This is a genomic window from Croceicoccus estronivorus (assembly GCF_001625325.1).
GTDB lineage: Bacteria > Pseudomonadota > Alphaproteobacteria > Sphingomonadales > Sphingomonadaceae > Caenibius > Caenibius estronivorus.
Map to the genome: position 1 here is coordinate 543,388 of NZ_JRQQ01000002.1, position 15,546 is coordinate 558,933.

General features: G+C 59.6%; 21 protein-coding genes. 5 read left to right on the top strand and 16 right to left on the bottom strand.

Annotation, left to right across the window (positions count from 1 at the left end; translation table 11 throughout):
• Positions 1-5 precede the first annotated feature (5 nt).
• Complete coding sequence (gene rplU / locus MB02_RS05870) at positions 6-455, bottom strand: 50S ribosomal protein L21 (RefSeq protein WP_067533815.1); 450 nt, start codon at positions 453-455, stop codon at positions 6-8.
• Positions 456-722: 267 nt separating this feature from the next.
• On the opposite strand from rplU, the gene MB02_RS05875 reads away from it, so the two are divergent.
• Positions 723-1,256, top strand: a complete 534-nt coding sequence (locus tag MB02_RS05875) for a hypothetical protein (protein ID WP_067533818.1) — start codon at positions 723-725, stop codon at positions 1,254-1,256.
• A 239-nt stretch (positions 1,257-1,495) separates the two neighbouring features.
• Here MB02_RS05875 and MB02_RS05880 read toward each other — a convergent pair whose 3' ends face one another.
• From MB02_RS05880 to coxB, 15 genes are all read right to left on the bottom strand, one after another.
• Positions 1,496-1,939, bottom strand: coding sequence for a molybdenum cofactor biosynthesis protein MoaE (locus tag MB02_RS05880; protein WP_067533821.1), 444 nt, complete (start codon positions 1,937-1,939; stop codon positions 1,496-1,498).
• Positions 1,940-1,943: 4 nt separating this feature from the next.
• The gene (locus MB02_RS05885) at positions 1,944-2,186 is read right to left on the bottom strand and encodes a MoaD/ThiS family protein (protein ID WP_067533824.1); all 243 of its coding nucleotides are present in this window, start codon (positions 2,184-2,186) and stop codon (positions 1,944-1,946) included.
• A 2-nt stretch (positions 2,187-2,188) separates the two neighbouring features.
• Positions 2,189-3,193: a GTP 3',8-cyclase MoaA gene (moaA, locus tag MB02_RS05890; protein ID WP_067533827.1), complete on the bottom strand. Its 1,005-nt coding sequence runs from the start codon at positions 3,191-3,193 to the stop codon at positions 2,189-2,191.
• Positions 3,194-3,200: 7 nt separating this feature from the next.
• The gene (locus tag MB02_RS05895; protein WP_067533830.1) at positions 3,201-3,536 is read right to left on the bottom strand and encodes a Rossmann fold domain-containing protein; all 336 of its coding nucleotides are present in this window, start codon (positions 3,534-3,536) and stop codon (positions 3,201-3,203) included.
• A gap of 4 nt (positions 3,537-3,540) precedes the next feature.
• Complete coding sequence (locus MB02_RS05900) at positions 3,541-3,912, bottom strand: dihydroneopterin aldolase (RefSeq protein ID WP_067533833.1); 372 nt, start codon at positions 3,910-3,912, stop codon at positions 3,541-3,543.
• Between the two features lie 62 nt (positions 3,913-3,974).
• Entirely contained in the window at positions 3,975-4,874 is a 900-nt protein-coding gene (locus MB02_RS05905; protein ID WP_067533836.1) for a class I SAM-dependent methyltransferase, read from the bottom strand.
• A 4-nt stretch (positions 4,875-4,878) separates the two neighbouring features.
• On the bottom strand, positions 4,879-6,279 hold the full coding sequence (gene thrC, locus MB02_RS05910; RefSeq protein WP_067533839.1) for a threonine synthase: 1,401 nt from the start codon (positions 6,277-6,279) through the stop codon (positions 4,879-4,881).
• A gap of 53 nt (positions 6,280-6,332) precedes the next feature.
• Positions 6,333-6,905, bottom strand: a complete 573-nt coding sequence (locus tag MB02_RS05915; protein ID WP_067534217.1) for an SURF1 family cytochrome oxidase biogenesis protein — start codon at positions 6,903-6,905, stop codon at positions 6,333-6,335.
• A 5-nt stretch (positions 6,906-6,910) separates the two neighbouring features.
• Positions 6,911-7,204, bottom strand: coding sequence for a DUF983 domain-containing protein (locus tag MB02_RS05920; protein WP_407919326.1), 294 nt, complete (start codon positions 7,202-7,204; stop codon positions 6,911-6,913).
• A 107-nt stretch (positions 7,205-7,311) separates the two neighbouring features.
• Positions 7,312-8,133, bottom strand: a complete 822-nt coding sequence (locus MB02_RS05925; protein WP_067533845.1) for a cytochrome c oxidase subunit 3 — start codon at positions 8,131-8,133, stop codon at positions 7,312-7,314.
• 75 nt (positions 8,134-8,208) lie between these two features.
• A complete protein-coding gene (locus tag MB02_RS05930) occupies positions 8,209-8,766 on the bottom strand; it encodes a cytochrome c oxidase assembly protein (protein ID WP_067533848.1) in 558 nt (185 codons plus the stop codon).
• The gene (locus MB02_RS17785) at positions 8,763-8,900 is read right to left on the bottom strand and encodes a hypothetical protein (protein ID WP_170304638.1); all 138 of its coding nucleotides are present in this window, start codon (positions 8,898-8,900) and stop codon (positions 8,763-8,765) included. The genes MB02_RS05930 and MB02_RS17785 overlap by 4 nt, the downstream gene beginning before the upstream one ends.
• The gene (locus MB02_RS05935; protein WP_067533851.1) at positions 8,897-9,820 is read right to left on the bottom strand and encodes a heme o synthase; all 924 of its coding nucleotides are present in this window, start codon (positions 9,818-9,820) and stop codon (positions 8,897-8,899) included. The genes MB02_RS17785 and MB02_RS05935 overlap by 4 nt, the downstream gene beginning before the upstream one ends.
• A 90-nt stretch (positions 9,821-9,910) precedes the next feature.
• On the bottom strand, positions 9,911-11,599 hold the full coding sequence (gene ctaD / locus MB02_RS05940; RefSeq protein WP_067533854.1) for a cytochrome c oxidase subunit I: 1,689 nt from the start codon (positions 11,597-11,599) through the stop codon (positions 9,911-9,913).
• Positions 11,600-11,633: 34 nt separating this feature from the next.
• Positions 11,634-12,680, bottom strand: coding sequence for a cytochrome c oxidase subunit II (coxB, locus tag MB02_RS05945; RefSeq protein ID WP_067533858.1), 1,047 nt, complete (start codon positions 12,678-12,680; stop codon positions 11,634-11,636).
• A gap of 198 nt (positions 12,681-12,878) precedes the next feature.
• Here coxB and pyrE point away from each other — a divergent pair, with 198 nt between their 5' ends.
• From pyrE to lepB, 4 genes are read left to right on the top strand one after another with little or no spacing between them, the layout of a single operon-like run.
• A complete protein-coding gene (gene pyrE, locus MB02_RS05950; protein ID WP_067533862.1) occupies positions 12,879-13,460 on the top strand; it encodes an orotate phosphoribosyltransferase in 582 nt (193 codons plus the stop codon).
• On the top strand, positions 13,457-14,215 hold the full coding sequence (locus MB02_RS05955) for a pyridoxine 5'-phosphate synthase (RefSeq protein ID WP_235829433.1): 759 nt from the start codon (positions 13,457-13,459) through the stop codon (positions 14,213-14,215). Before pyrE ends, MB02_RS05955 begins: the two co-directional genes overlap by 4 nt.
• Complete coding sequence (acpS, locus tag MB02_RS05960; RefSeq protein WP_067533865.1) at positions 14,212-14,613, top strand: holo-ACP synthase; 402 nt, start codon at positions 14,212-14,214, stop codon at positions 14,611-14,613. The genes MB02_RS05955 and acpS overlap by 4 nt, the downstream gene beginning before the upstream one ends.
• On the top strand, positions 14,610-15,524 hold the full coding sequence (gene lepB / locus MB02_RS05965; protein WP_407919327.1) for a signal peptidase I: 915 nt from the start codon (positions 14,610-14,612) through the stop codon (positions 15,522-15,524). Before acpS ends, lepB begins: the two co-directional genes overlap by 4 nt.
• Positions 15,525-15,546 lie beyond the last annotated feature (22 nt).

The window sequence follows — 15,546 nt, forward strand, 5'->3', positions numbered from 1 at the left end:
TGGGGTCAGTCGGCCTTCTTGGCCGGGGTCTTCTTGGCGGCCGGCTTGCTGCTGGTCGCAGCCTTCTTCACCGGTTCGGCAGCCTGCAGATGCTCGTCCGCGTTCGGAGCCGCACCCTTGGCAGGCTCTTCCGCTTTCTTCTTGGCAGGCGCCTTGCTGTCGCCGACCGCAAGAATGCGCAGCAGGGTAAGCTGCTGACGATGACCGTTCTTGCGGCGATAGTTATGACGGCGCCGCTTCTTGAAGACGACGACCTTCTCGCTCTTCGCCTGAGCGATGATTTCCGCCGAAACAGCCACCTTCGCGGTGTCCTTCAGCCCTTCGCCATCGCCGGCAAGCAGGACATCGCCCAGCGTAACCGTATCGCCGGCTTCACCAGCCAGCTTTTCGACCGCGATCTTGTCTCCGGCGGCAACCCGGTATTGCTTGCCGCCCGTGCGCACTACTGCGAACATGGTGCCTTATCCAATCAACTTGCTGTGCCACATCACCTTTGCTCCAACCATGACGACCGGATTTCGCGGGTGACGCGCCGACAGACCGCCCCGATGGCGGACGCCGGAAAGATGGGTGCCGTTAGGGAAAAGAGGGTTCCATGTCAACGGCGGAAAGCCTGAGGGCCACCCAAATCACCGCCCCGAGACCTTCCTGTCCACATCTGGACTGCCAGGTCCCCTCGCTAGGCGGCTGGCATGCCGTGCGGGTCGTGCTATGGCGAACATATGACCACGATCCCGGCCTTTGGCAAACCGGCACTCGGCCCGGCACTCGGCATTGCCCTGACTTTCGCTCTCAGTGCCTGCGCCAGCGCGCCGGACGGCTATCCGTCTCTGGCGATTCGCGATATCGAGCGGGTATATGGCAGCGCCGAGCCGGTGGCCCCTCCACCTCCCCCGCCGGTAATCGAGCCGAGCACCGAATTGGCTGAGCGACTCGTCCAGTTGCAGGATCAGGCATCCCAGGCGCACCAGGCGTTCCTTTCCGCCATGCCCCGGGCCAGCCAACTCGTTGCAGCGGCCAGACAGTCGGAAATCGCGGACGATCCCTGGGTTGCCGCCCAATCGGGTCTTTCCCATCTGGAAGCCAGCCGCAATCGCGCCATGCTGGTCATGGCGGATCTGGACCGAATGCTGGTCGCAGTCGAAATGGATGGTGGCGCGCGCGAAGCTATCGCACAAGCCCAGGCCAATGTGGACGCGCTGGTAAACGAAGAAAACACGTTGCTCGAAGGCCTGATCGCGCAACTTCCCGGTTAATCGGCAGTTGCCACCCCACTCGCTTTGCCGGAACAGTGTTTCCCAAAAAAATCGCGCGGGATGCCGAAGCATACCCGCGCCAGTTTGGGGAGAAACTGAATGGATCATAAGAGTGTCATTGCGATGACAAACTCACGAGAGGAATTTCAAACGATCTGAACTACTCCGTTCCGATGATTTACTTCTACGGCAGCGAATCGCTTCGCAACTTGACCGGAATCAAATCAGCAGCGGATTTTTCATTTCCAGCGGGCAAGATCGGAATAATCCGTCTCACGCGGTTCAATCCAATGCCAGCGATCGTCACGTTTCTCACGTTTCCAGAACCAGGCATCGCTTTTCAGATGGTCCATCAGGAAATCGGCCGCCAGGAACGCATCACGCCTGTGACGTGCCGCAGCAGCGACAAGAACGATGGTTTCGCCCGGCAGCATCGTTCCGCTGCGATGAAGCACCATGACTCCCTCAAGAGCCCAGCGCGACAGAGCCTCCTCTGCCAGCGCATCCATGCCGGGAAGCGTCAGCGGCGCATAATGCGACAGCTCAAGGGCTTCGCAGCCGTCGGAAGCCCGCACCTGCCCCGTGAAGCTCACTATACCGCCCGCATCGGGGTGTGAGGCGGTGAATCGCTCGATCACTTCTCCAGGCGAAAACGCCTGTTCCAGCAGGCTCACCTGCTTCATGTCTTCACCCTCCACTCACCGGAGGCAACAGGGCGACTTCATCACCTTCGGACGCGGCCAGCACAGCCTTATCAGGCAAAAGCGCGCCATTTACAGCCAACCGCACTTTCGCATCACTCACTGCGGATGCCAGTTCCCCTTCCAGTCCAGCAAGCAAGCCGAGCCAGTCGAGCGGTGCGGCCAGCTCGCGCTCAGACGCACCAGCAAGATCGGCCAATCGACCGAGAAAGACGATCCTGACAGCCAAGGCTAGCCCCCCGTAACCGACATATGGCGAGCCTGCGCCGGTTGCGCTCCCCGATGATCAATCCTGAAATGGTGACGTTCAGGCTTGATCCGCATGGCCGTATCCAGTGCAGCCGCCAAACGACCTTCGGGATCGGAGGAACGTAGGGCTGCACGCAGATCCACCTTCTCACTTCCCCCCAGGCAGGCATAAAGCTGTCCGGTGGTCGTCACGCGTATCCGATTGCATCCGTCGCAGAAATTGTTGGTCAGCGGCGTTATGAAACCCAGTCGCCCCCCCGTTTCCGCAATATCGACATAACGTGCTGGGCCGCCTGTCCGCAGGTCGCTGGGGACCAGGGTCCAACGGCGCTCCAGGTTTTCCCGAACTGCAGTCAAAGGCAGGTAATGGTCAATCCGGTCACCATCCACTTCGCCCAGCGGCATGACTTCGATCAGAGTCGCATCATGGCCCTGCCCATGCGCCCAGGCGATAATGTCGGGCAATTCATGTTCGTTGACGCCTTTCAGGGCCACCGTGTTGATCTTGACCTTCAAGCCCGCGTCGCGCGCTGCCGCGATCCCATCGAGAACAGCCCCTAGCTGGTCCCGGCGAGACACTTTCGCGAACAGACCCGGATCAAGCGTATCGAGAGACACATTCACGCGGCGAATGCCGGCAGCAACGAGGCTTTCCGCGTGTCGCGCCAACTGCGTCCCATTGGTTGTGAGAGTGAGTTCATCGAGACCGTTGCCCAGTTTGCGGCCCACGGCATGTATCAGCTCGATCACATCCCGCCGCACCAGCGGTTCACCCCCCGTGATGCGGATTTTCCTGATGCCCCTGTCAATGAACCCCAGCGCCAGCCTGTGCAATTCCTCAAGGCTCAGAACTTCCTTGCGCGGAAGGAATTCCATCCGTTCGGGCATGCAATAGGAACAGCGTAAATCGCATCGGTCCGTAACAGAAAGACGCAAATAAGTGATCCGCCGGTTAAATGCATCGACCAAGGGCAGCTGGGAACTCATTCACCTATTATGCCGGATTTTTGACCGGGTTGCCATCCACTGCCAACAATTGGCCCGTTACCCCTTCGGCAGACTCGCAATAGGCCAGCGCCCGCGACACTCCCGCCGGATCGCCATCTATCAATCCCAACACGCGAGTCGGTGCATGGGCCCGGGCCAGATCGGCGATCGCGGCGCGGCGCCAACCGCGATGATCGTGCGTGGCAGGGGGAAAAATCACTACAAGCGTATCTGGCCCATCTGCCAGCAATTCCGCAATGGCAACCAGATGCTCGGCGTAAAAGGCGGATGATGCCTCCAGCGCGTTCGCTGGCATGGGACCTGTGCGATAGATCGCCTGCATCGCTTCAGCGGCGCTCCCGATGCAGCGTGATACCGATCTTCTCGTTCTTTTCCGCAATCGCCAGTTTCACGATCTTCACTGTCACAGCCTCGACCCGCTTGTCTTGCAGGAACAAGGTCTCGCACACATGGTCGGCGACTGCCTCGATCAATTTGAAATGAACCCCTTGCGGCAGCGCATCGGACGCCGCGAATTTCAGGTCCATGTAATTCTTGCTCTCGCTCAGCGGAGTGTCCGCCGCGTAATGATCGGCCACCTTGAGCCGTGCCGAGATCGAAAATCGCAACGGCTGAGGCTTGCCGGTTTCTTCCGAATAGATGCCGGTGAGGACATCATGTTCGAAATCGGCAACTTCAAGGATCAGGCTATCGGGCATCGGAAGTCCTGTTTGAGGTTTCGCGCGCCATCGCATCTCACCCGGCGCAAGTCCAGAACGGCTTACTCGGCAGCCCAGCGGGCAAAAATTGCCGTGGGAAGCAACCGGCCCTGTTCGCCATCTTCACGCACGGCAAGGTCGCCATGCTCAATAATGCCAGGCAAGTCTGCGAACAGTTCAGCCAGCAAGCCGCCCAGTGCGAGGCTGGACATGCGCACGGCATAGACTGTGAGAAACAGAAACCGGCTGTCGGCATCCAGCAGCTTGCGGCAATCGCCAACCAGCGCCGTGAGGTTATCTTCCAGTCGCCAGACCTCACCATTCGGGCCACGCCCGAATTTCGGCGGATCCAGAATGATCCCGTCGTATCGCCGCTCGCGCCGGACCTCCCGCGCGGTAAACTTGGCAGCATCGTCGATCAGCCAGCGGATCGGGCGATCCTCCATTCCCGACAGCGCCGCATTCTGCCTGGCCTGGGCCACGGATTTCTTAGACGCATCGACATGGACAACCGGGCCATACCGGCTCAGCGCCAGTGTCCCGACACCGGTGTAGCCGAACAGATTAAGCGTGCTGGCATCGCGCTTTCCCGCCAGCTTGTCCCCCATCCACTGCCACACAGGCGCCATGTCCGGGAAGAAGCCGAGATGGCGAAAAGGGGTGCACTGCGCCGTGAAGCGCACGTGCTCCGGGCCGTTCGGCCAGCTCAGCGGCCAGCCCTCGGCAGGGACGCGATTAAAGAACTGCCATCTCCCGCCGCCATCTTCGTCCGCACCGGGAACGAATTCACCGTCGGCATCCCAGTCGGTACTTTTCGGTGTCCACAATGCCTGTGGCTCCGGGCGGATGAAACGATACGGACCATATCGCTCCAGCTTGCGTCCGTCTCCGCTATCGACCAGGCCGTAGTCCGACCAGCCTTCCCTGGCGAGAATCACGGGTTGGGTCGCGAGCTCCGCCATCTAATCAGCCGTTCGGTGTCGCGTTCTCCGCGACATAGGTCGCGATGGCATCATAATCGCCCGGCAACTCGACATACTTCTCTTCCCGCTCGAAGAGGTCGCCGACACGGGCCGGCAAGGCCGGACGAATCCCGGTCGCCCTCTCCACTGCATCGCGGAACTTGGCCGGATGCGCCGTGGCCAGAGTCACGACAGGCACGGCAGGGTCAATACCTGCGTAACGCGCGGCATGCAGACCAATCGCGGTGTGCGGATCGATCACTTCCCCGCAGTTCTCGTATGCCCAACGCATGGCCAAATTCATTTCATCAGCATCGGCACGAGCGCTGGAGAACAATGCCGCCGCGCCTTCGCGTTGTGCATTCGTGAGGCGCATGGCCTTGCTCGCTTCAAAACCGCGCATCTGTTCCGCCATGGCCAAACCGTCACGCCCGCCCAGATCGAACAGCAGTCGCTCGAAATTCGAACTTACCTGAATATCCATCGACGGCGCGGCTGTCGGGGTCACTGCACCCGCCGAATAATCGCCTTCCGACAGGGCGCGATGCAGGATGTCGTTGACATTGGTCGCCACGATCAACCGCTCGACCGGCAGGCCCATCTGTGCCGCGACATATCCGGCGAAGATATCGCCAAAGTTGCCGGTGGGCACACTGAACGCCACCTTGCGATGCGGCGCCCCCATCTGAACACCGACCGCGAAGTAGTAGACCACCTGCGCCATCAGACGCGCCCAGTTAATGGAATTGACCGCGCTGATCCGGAAACGCCCCGTCATGGCCGTGTCGCCGAACATGCGCTTCACCATTGCCTGGGCGTCGTCAAAGCTGCCGTCGATCGCGATGTTATAGACATTGGGCGCAAGGACAGTGGTCATCTGCCGGCGCTGCACATCGCTGACCCGCCCATTGGGATGGAGCATGAAAATGTCGACCCGGTCCCGTCCGGCAACCGCGTCAATCGCCGCCGAACCGGTATCCCCGCTGGTCGCGCCGACAATGGTCAACCGCTCGTCAGAACGCGAAAGGAATTCTTCGAACAGCAGGCCCAGCAATTGCAGGGCGACGTCCTTGAAGGCCAGAGTCGGGCCATGGAACAGTTCCAGCAGCCAGTTCTGTTCGTCCAGTTGCACCAGCGGTGTCACAGCTTTGTGTGCGAATCTGCCGTAGGCAGTCTCGCACAATTCCAGCAGCCGGTCCGGCTGCAAACTCGCGCCGACGAACGGCTGCATGACCCGCGCGGCGAGTTGCGCATAAGGCAACCCCGCGAAGCTGGCGATCTCCGCCTCTGTAAAGCGAGGCCATTCGGACGGGATATACAGCCCGCCATCGGATGCCAGGCCAGCGAGGGTCACGCCCTCGAAATCAAGCGCCGGGGCGCTACCGCGAGTGGAGACATATTGCATGGCCGCGCGGTTAGCCCCGCCACGCGCCGCTGGCAAGCATCGCCTGCTCTGCTTCAGCCTTCCCGCAGCTTCTTGCGCAGGGCCAAGAGGTAGATTGCCAACGCGGTTGCGGCGAAAAAGAACCACTGCACGGCGTAGGCGCGGTGGTTGTTCGGAATATCGTGTGGATCGGGCCGGGCGAGCGACGCAAGTCCGGCCTGAGGCGGCGATGCAACGAGCCTCACTCCATCTGCGCGCGGGGCAACCCATCCTGTGACTGTCCCGCCCGTCCATGTCGGCAAGGCAGGATCTTGAGACCAGCCAAGCGCGATTTCGGCTTCTCCTTCAGGTGTCCCGCAAAGGGCGGTTTGCGCCCAGCCCGTTTCATCCTTGTCATTGCGACCTGCAATCGCGCTGCGACTGATCACTCTCGTGCAATCGACCGAACTGCGGTGGTACAATCCGCCTTCCTGTTCCGCCTCCATATAGGGAAACGGCACAGCATCCGTACCATTCAGCGCGTTATCATAGCGGGCGATCAGCGCTTCCTTCCACTCGGCCCGCTGCAGTTGCCAGACACCGAGCGCGATCATGATCGCCACGGCAACTAAGACCAACGCTGTCGAAACGATAGGCAACCTACGCATGACGATCACTCGCCACGCAAGTTGTCACTGCCCGCTTCGCGAGCGTTTCGGGAATATTCTGCGTGCAACAGCGCGGCCTTGGCCGCGCGCAAACCGAAAATGACTGCCACGGCTGTCAGCGGAACCCACAATACGATGTGGACCCAGAAAGGCGGCGATACGCTGAGCTGCAACCACAAGGCCAGCCCGGTCACCAACCCGCCGATCAGCAGGGTCAGGAAGGCGGCCGGCCCATCCCCGACATTGAAACGGGAATAGTCCAGCCCGCACGCCGGGCAACGCGGCGCGAACCGAATCATACCGGAAAAGAGCGTCTTTTCCCCACACTGCGGGCAAAGACCAAAAAGGGCAGCCTCGCCAAGCGAAGGCTGCCCTTTTGTTTGAGGTTCCTGACCTGTCATCCGGCTCAGTGGATCGGAGCGCCCCAGCCGCCCCACACGTAGACCACGACGAACAGGAACAACCAGACGACGTCGACGAAGTGCCAATACCAGGCAGCAGCTTCGAAGCCGAAGTGATGGCGCGGTGTGAAATGGCCGAGATAGGTCCGGCGCAAGCAAACGATCAGGAAGATCGTGCCGACGAGCACGTGGAACCCGTGGAAACCGGTCGCCATATAGAAGGCCGAACCATAGGTGTTCTGGCCGAAAGCGAACGGTGCATGGGCATATTCGTATGCCTGGATCGAAGTGAACAGGATACCGAGAAGGATCGTCATCCACAGCCCCTTCTTCACACCATCGCGATCACCATGAATCAGGCAGTGATGGGCCCAGGTAAGAGTCGTGCCGGAGCAAAGCAGAATCAGCGTGTTGATCAGGGGAAGATCGAACGGATCCATGACCGCTTCGATCGCCTTCGGCGGGAACTGCCCGCCGACCACATCGGTCAGAGTGCTGGGGAACAGGGAAAAATCGAACCATGCCCAGAACCATCCGACGAAAAACATCACTTCCGAGGCGATGAACAGAATCATGCCGTAGCGCAGGTGAAGCTGCACGACCGGCGTGTGATCGCCCGCCTGGGCTTCGTTCACGATCTTGGAGAACCAGCTGAAGAAAGTCAGCGCCAGACCAAGCACGCCCAGCAGCAAGACCGGCTTGCCGAACGCCATCTCGTGCATGAACAGAACCATGCCCGAAGTGAAGATCAGCGCCGAAGCCGAACCGGCGAACGGCCAGATGTCGGGCGGAAGGATATGATAATCGTGGTTCTTCGTAGCGGCCATGAACGTGCTTCCTGATTGTTGGCGCTTCGCCTTTGTCAGCGCCCCTTATCGTCCTGTTTCCGAGTGGTCCAGAGGTTAAGAGGGCGAATCCTCTGCCTTGTGGAAGGTGTAGCTCAAAGTAATCTGCTCCACATCCTTGGCATTCTCGTCATCCAGCATCTTGGGATCGACGTAGAACAGTACCGGCATGCGGACTTCCTCACCCGGTTGCAATGTCTGCTCGGTAAAGCAGAAACACTGTATCTTGTTGAAATATTGCCCAGTTTGCTCTGGCTCGACATTGAAAGTCGCAGTGCCTGTCACCGGTTTGTCCGAATTGTTGCGGGCAACGAAGAACGCCAGGTCACGTTGCCCCAGTTCGATCGTGTCGGTCGAATGCTCGGGCTGAAAGCTCCACGGCACATCCGGGGCAACATTGCCATCGAACCGGACCGAAATCATCTTGCCCGCAGCAGTCACCCTGCTTGCTTCCGCAGCGCTAACCCGCTGGGTAGTGCCGTTGAAGCCCGTCACCTGACAGAATATGCGATAAAGCGGCACCGATGCGAATCCCAGGCCCAGCATGGCACCGGCGAACCCCAGAAAGACGAGGCCGACACGCCGATTCCTGTGGTTGAGTGCCGCAGTATTCACAAGGCGTCCTTCAATCGCACAATCGTAATGGCAAACAGCAATACGGCGAAGCCGACCAGCAGCAAGCCAACCACGATATTGCGGGAGCGCTGGCGACGCTTGTATTCGTCGTCCGGTTCGAATTGTCCGTTCATGATGCGGCTCCCTGCACCGAAATCCAGCGATCCGCAACCAATGCCGCAAAGATCGCAAAAAGATAAAGCACACTGTAACCGAAAAGGCGTTTTTCCGGCTTCATGGGATCTTCTTCGCCATTCGTCCGACGCAAGGCGACCGGCACTGACAACGCAAGGAAGGCAAGCGAGAGCACAAATGCCGCTATCGCATAGATCAGGCCTGTCCCCCCAATCCACCACGGTGTCATGGCGAGCGGCAGGAGAATAACACAGTACGCGAAGATCTGTTTACGAGTAGAGGCTTCCCCCGCCACCACAGGCATCATGGGAATGCCCACTTTCGCGTAGTCGGACCTCACGAACAGTGCCAGCGCCCAGAAATGCGGCGGGGTCCAGAAGAAAATGATCGCGAACAGCAGCACCGGCATGAGCGTCACATCGCCCGTCACGGCAACCCATCCGATCAAGGGAGGGAAAGCGCCAGCGCCACCCCCGATAACGATGTTCTGCGGTGTACGCGGCTTCAGCCAGATGGTGTACACAACCGCATAGTAAACGATCGAAATTGCGAGAATCACGGCGGATAGCGAGTTCACCGCCAATCCCATCAGCAAGATCGAGGCGGCAGAAAGACCGACCCCGAAATCCCTGGCACTGGTACGATCCATGCGCCCGGAAGGAAGCGGTCTGCTCGCTGTCCGCCGCATACCCGCATCGATATCCGCTTCCCACCATTGGTTGAGCGCTGCCGCCCCGCCCGCGCCGAGCGCAATGCACAGGATCGCGGTAAAACCAATCACGGGATGAATGGTGCCTGGTGCGGCGAGCATCCCGCAAAGGCCGGTAAACACGACCAGGCTAATCACACGCGGTTTGGTCAGGGCGAAGAAATCGCGCCAATCGGCCGGAAGCTGTACCGCGCTGTGGCTCGTGCTCATTGTATCAGTTCCTAAAGGCAAGGGCGCACCTGTTCGGCGCGCCCCAACCCCTTTTCATTCGCTTCCCGGAATATCCCGGGATTGCCGATTTCAATGCGCCGGAGCGTCCTCGATCACCGGCAGGGTTTCGAACTGGTGGAACGGCGGAGGGCTGGACAGCGTCCATTCCAGCGTCGTCGCGCCTTCGCCCCAGTAGTTCCCTTCAGCCTTCTTGCCTGCAACGAACGCATAGATGACGTTCAGGAAGAACAGGAACACCGATACGGCCATGATCTTGTAGCCGAATGTCGAGACTTCGTTCCAGTGCGTGTAAGCAAGCGCATAGTCAGGATAACGGCGCGGCATGCCCTGCAGACCGAGGAAGTGCATCGGGAAGAAGATCAGGTTCACGCCGACGAAGAACACCCAGAAGTGAACGTGCGCCAGAACTTCGGAGTACATCCGGCCGCTCATTTTCGGGAACCAGTAATAGAACCCGGCGAACAGAGCAGTCACAGCGCCCAGCGACAACACGTAGTGAAAGTGCGCAACCACGTAGTAGGTGTCATGCAAGTTGTCGTCGACACCGCCATTGGCAAGCACAACACCCGTCACGCCGCCAACGGTGAACAGGAAGATGAAACCAAGCGCCCAGACCATCGGGCTCTTGAATTCGAGCGAACCGCCCCACATCGTTGCGATCCAGCTGAAGATCTTCACGCCTGTCGGCACTGCGATGACCATCGTCGCCGCGGTGAAGTACATCTTCGTGTTTACGTCGAGACCGGTGGTATACATGTGGTGAGCCCACACGATGAAGCCGACCACGCCGATAGCGACCATGGCATAAGCCATCCCGAGATAACCGAAGACCGGCTTCTTGGAGAAAGTCGCCACGATCTGGCTGATGATGCCAAAGCCCGGCAAAATCATGATGTACACTTCAGGGTGACCGAAGAACCAGAACAGGTGCTGATAGAGAATCGGATCACCGCCACCGGCTGGATCGAAGAAGGTCGTGCCGAAATTGCGGTCCGTGAGCAGCATGGTGATCGCAGCGGCCAGAACCGGAAGCGCCAGCAGGAGCAGGAATGCAGTTACCAGCACCGACCACACGAACAGCGGCATCTTGTGCAGGGTCATGCCCGGTGCGCGCATGTTGAAAATGGTGGTGATGAAGTTGATCGCGCCCATGATCGATGCAGCGCCGGCAAGGTGGAGTGCGAAGATCGCGAAATCCATTGCCGGGCCCTGGGCACCGTAGGTCGAAAGCGGAGCATAGACCGTCCAGCCAACGCCCGCACCGTTACCCGTGCCACCCGGCACGAAGGGCGAAATCATCAGAGAACAGAAACCCGCCACCGTCAGCCAGAACGAGATATTGTTCATGCGAGGGAAGGCCATGTCCGGCGCACCGATCATGATCGGCACGAACCAGTTACCGAAGCCCCCGATCACAGCCGGCATCACCATGAAGAACACCATGATGAGACCGTGCGCGGTAATCAGAACGTTCCAAAGATGCAGCGCTTCGTTGAAGTCGGCACCATTACCGCCAAGAAATCCCGTCCACCACTGGAGGTACTGGATACCTGGCTCAGCCAGTTCGGCACGCATGATGCCCGAAATGGCACCACCCACGACCCCGGCGAAAATCGCGAAGATCAGGTACAGCGTACCGATGTCCTTGTGGTTGGTGGACATGAACCAACGGGCAAAGAAACCCGGCTTGTGATCATGGTCATGCGCATGATCGTGAGATTCTGCGTGACCCTGGAAGGTTTCGGCGGTGGTAGCCATGATTCAGCGTAACCTTATGCTTCTATAGCTAGTGTCAGGCCGCAGGGGCCGCGGCTTCTTGTTCGGCTTGTTCGGCAGGCGCGGCTTCCGCAGCTTCATCGCCTGCAGCAGCAGGCTCCGTCTTCGCCTTGGCATCGGCCTTTGCCAGCGTGCCACCTTGCGACAACAGCCAGGCGTCGAATTCCTTGCGAGGCAGCGCTTCTACCGCAATCGGCATATAACCATGCTTCACACCGCACAGTTCGGAACACTGGCCATAATAAACGCCCGGCTCCTTGATGAAGAGCATCTTCTCGTTGAGGCGGCCCGGCACAGCGTCCAGCTTGAACCACAGCGAGGGAACGGCGAACGAGTGGATCACGTCAGATGCAGTGACCTGCAGACGGATCGGCTCACCCACAGGCAACACCAGACGATTGTCGACTTCCAACTGCCCGGGGCCGTCGGAAGGGTCGGTACCAACCACACGAACACCCGCATTGATAATCGGACCGTTCGGCTCGTTAAGCATTTTCGAATCGAATTCGACTTCACCGTTGTCCGGATAACTATAAGTCCAGAACCACTGGTTGCCGGTAATCTTGACAGTCAGTGCATCCGCGGGAGGCGATTTGTACTGTTTGGCCAGCAGGTCGATGGAAGGCACCGCGATGCCGACGAGAATCAGCACCGGCACAAGCGTCCAGATGACTTCGATCAGCGTGTTGTGGCTCGTTTTCGACGGAGTCGGATTCGACCGGCGATTGAAGCGTACAATCACGAACAGCAGCAGCAAAAGAACCAGCAGCGTGATGACCGTAATAACCGGCATCAGAACCGCGTCATGCATCCAGATCGCATAGTCGCCGATTGGAGAATACTGATTCTGGAAGAAAATACCGCCATCCGTAGGCATCCCCTTGCCCGGGGTAGGTGCCATACGGGCCACTGCTTCCACAGCGGGAGCCGCCGCAGCGGCGGCATCACCTGCCTCAGCAGCATCCTGTGCCAGAACAGCCTGCGGCATTACCGCAAGGGCCAAAGCCAACGCACCAGTCTTCAAGGCCATCGCCCGATTGCGGGCCAACTCACCGAGATTCATATTGTTCGACGCTTTCCGCTCTTAGTTATCGGGCTGCCAGACAGCACCAAACTCCCCCCTGCGGGGCACGAATTGCGGGCCCTATACGCGCGCTTGCCCCATGCCTCAAGCGCTTCTAGGGATATTTTTGACCGTTATCCGGCAAACACTGTCGGTCCATTCACCATTCTTACCAGTGAGGCATCCGGGACACCCACAATGACAGAAGACGAGGTACTCTCCGAGTTCCGCGCAAGCGAAGCCCTGCTCGAAGGCCATTTCCTGCTTTCATCGGGCCGCCACAGCGCGCATTATCTGCAATGCGCCCGCGTGCTGATGAGCCCCGATCGCGCGGGCAGGTTGGCCGTCGCTCTCGCGCAGAAACTCCCGCGTGACCTGCGCGCCGAAATCACCAAAGTCGTCTCTCCGGCGATGGGCGGAATCATTATCGGGCAGGAAATGGGCCGCGCGCTCGGCAAGGATGCGATCTTTCTGGAGCGCCCGACCGGAACATTCGAATTGCGGCGCGGTTTTACGATCGAGCCGGGCGAGAAAGTGCTGATGGTAGAAGATGTCGTCACCACCGGGCTCTCTTCCAGAGAGGCGATAGCCGCGGTCAAAGAAGCTGGAGGCAAGGTGATCGCGGAAGCTGCTCTGGTCGACCGTTCGGGCGGTGAGGTCGATCTCGGGGTTCCATTTTACCCTCTGGTCCAGATCAACTTCCCCACTTTCTCGGATGAGGAAGTCCCCCCGGAACTGGCAGCCGTTCCGGTGACCAAGCCAGGGAGTCGCAAGGCTTGACCCCGCCCATCCCCTCTGACGCCGGCCCGACCGGGAAACTGAGGCTGGGCGTCAATATCGACCATGTGGCGACCATCCGGAATGCGCGCGGTGGGGACCATCCCGATCCTGTCCGGGCGGCTGAAATCGTCGCAGCAGTGGGTGGGGACGGTATTACGGCCCATTTGCGCGAAGATCGGCGCCATATCCGTGACGACGATCTGGCGCGGATCCAGACGGCGACCGATCTTCCGCTCAATCTCGAAATGGCTGCGACCGACGAGATGCTGGAAATCGCCCTCCGTCATAAGCCTCATGCGGCCTGCATCGTTCCTGAAAAGCGGGAGGAACGCACAACCGAAGGCGGCCTGGATGCGGCAGGTCAGCACAACAGGCTGGTGCCGATCGTATCGCGCCTGCTCGACGCGGGGATTCGGGTCAGCCTTTTCATTGCCCCCGAAGTCCGCCAGATCGAGGCCGCCATGCGGTTGAAGGTGCCGGTGGTGGAATTCCACACCGGCGAATATGCCCATGCAACTGGAGAAGACTGCGCAGCAGAGCTGAAACGCATTGCCGACATGGCGGCGCTGGCCGCGCGCAATGGTATAGAACCCCATGCCGGTCACGGCCTGACATATGAAAATGTCCAGCCGATTGCAGCAATCCCACAACTCGCCGAACTGAATATCGGCCATTATCTGGTGGGCGAGGCACTGTTCGTCGGACTGGAAGCGGCCGTCCGCCACATGCGCGAATTGATGGATGCCGCACGATGATTATCGGCATGGGCTCCGATCTCTGTAATATAGAACGCATACAGGCATCGCTCGATCGTTTCGGAGAACGGTTCGAATTGCGCGTATTTACGGAGTTGGAGAGAGCCAAGGCTGCGCGCCGCCCGTTTACGAAGGCAGGCACACTCGCCAAACGGTTCGCTGCGAAAGAGGCATTCTCCAAAGCCGTCGGCACCGGTTTCAAGGCTGGCGTCTTCATGAAAGACATCGGGGTAATCAATGCCGTCTCGGGCGCCCCTACGCTCGCTCTTACAGGCGGAGCGGCAAAGCGGCTTGCGGCTCTCACCCCCGATGGCCATGAAGCGGTCGTTCATCTTACTCTCACCGACGACCATCCATGGGCTCAGGCCTTCGTCGTCATAGAAGCACGGAAATTGTGACCGAAAGCACCGACAACATCGCTTCTTCCAATCCGGACAAAACCGCCGAACCGGCGATCCCTCCGCGAGAGAAGATCAATTGGGCAGTCGAGATTCGCGGCCTCGTGCTGATGCTGGCGGCTGTCGTCGCGTTCCACAGCCTTGTGGCAAAGCCCTTCTATATCCCTTCCCAGTCCATGATGCCGAACTTGCTGGTTGGCGACCGTCTGGTGGTGAGCAAGTATCCTTACGGGTGGAGCTGGGTTTCGGCGTCGTTTCACGTGCTCCCGCGTGAGGATTGGCGCATTGCCGGCAAATTGCCGGAATATGGGGACATCGTGATCGCCGTCCCGCCCGATCGCAATGAAGATTATATCAAACGCGTCGTGGCCCTGCCCGGAGACCGGATCGCAGTGGTCAACGGCCAGATCGTGCTGAATGGCAGACCTGTGCCGCAGGCGATCGAACCGCCGCTGGAACTTCCGGTCGAACCAAACGCCCCTTGCGCGGCAGAAGACTATCCGAATCTCAAGGTGCGCAAACCATCCGGCAAGCAGGTTTGCGAATTGCCTGTCCTGCGCGAGACCATGCCGAATGGTGCGACTTATCTTGTCATCGACCATATGCGCCAAAGGCTGGACAACATGCCTGAAATTACGGTGCCCAAGGATCACGTATTCCTGATGGGCGATAACCGGGACCATTCGGCAGACAGCCGGGCCGAAACCTGGGAGCGAGGCCTGGGGGGCCCGGTGCCGCTGGCGAATATCGGCGGACGGGCCGAATTTATCACGTTCTCCCTCAAGGGGACCGAAACATGGAATCCCCTGAGTTGGTGGGATGCCCTGCGCAAGGACCGCGCATGGCAAAGCCTTCGCCCTGCGATTGTGCAGCAGGATCAAAAGAGGCCGGCAACCGATGACCGCATCTGACCCAGCCGTCAGCGGCCGGTAT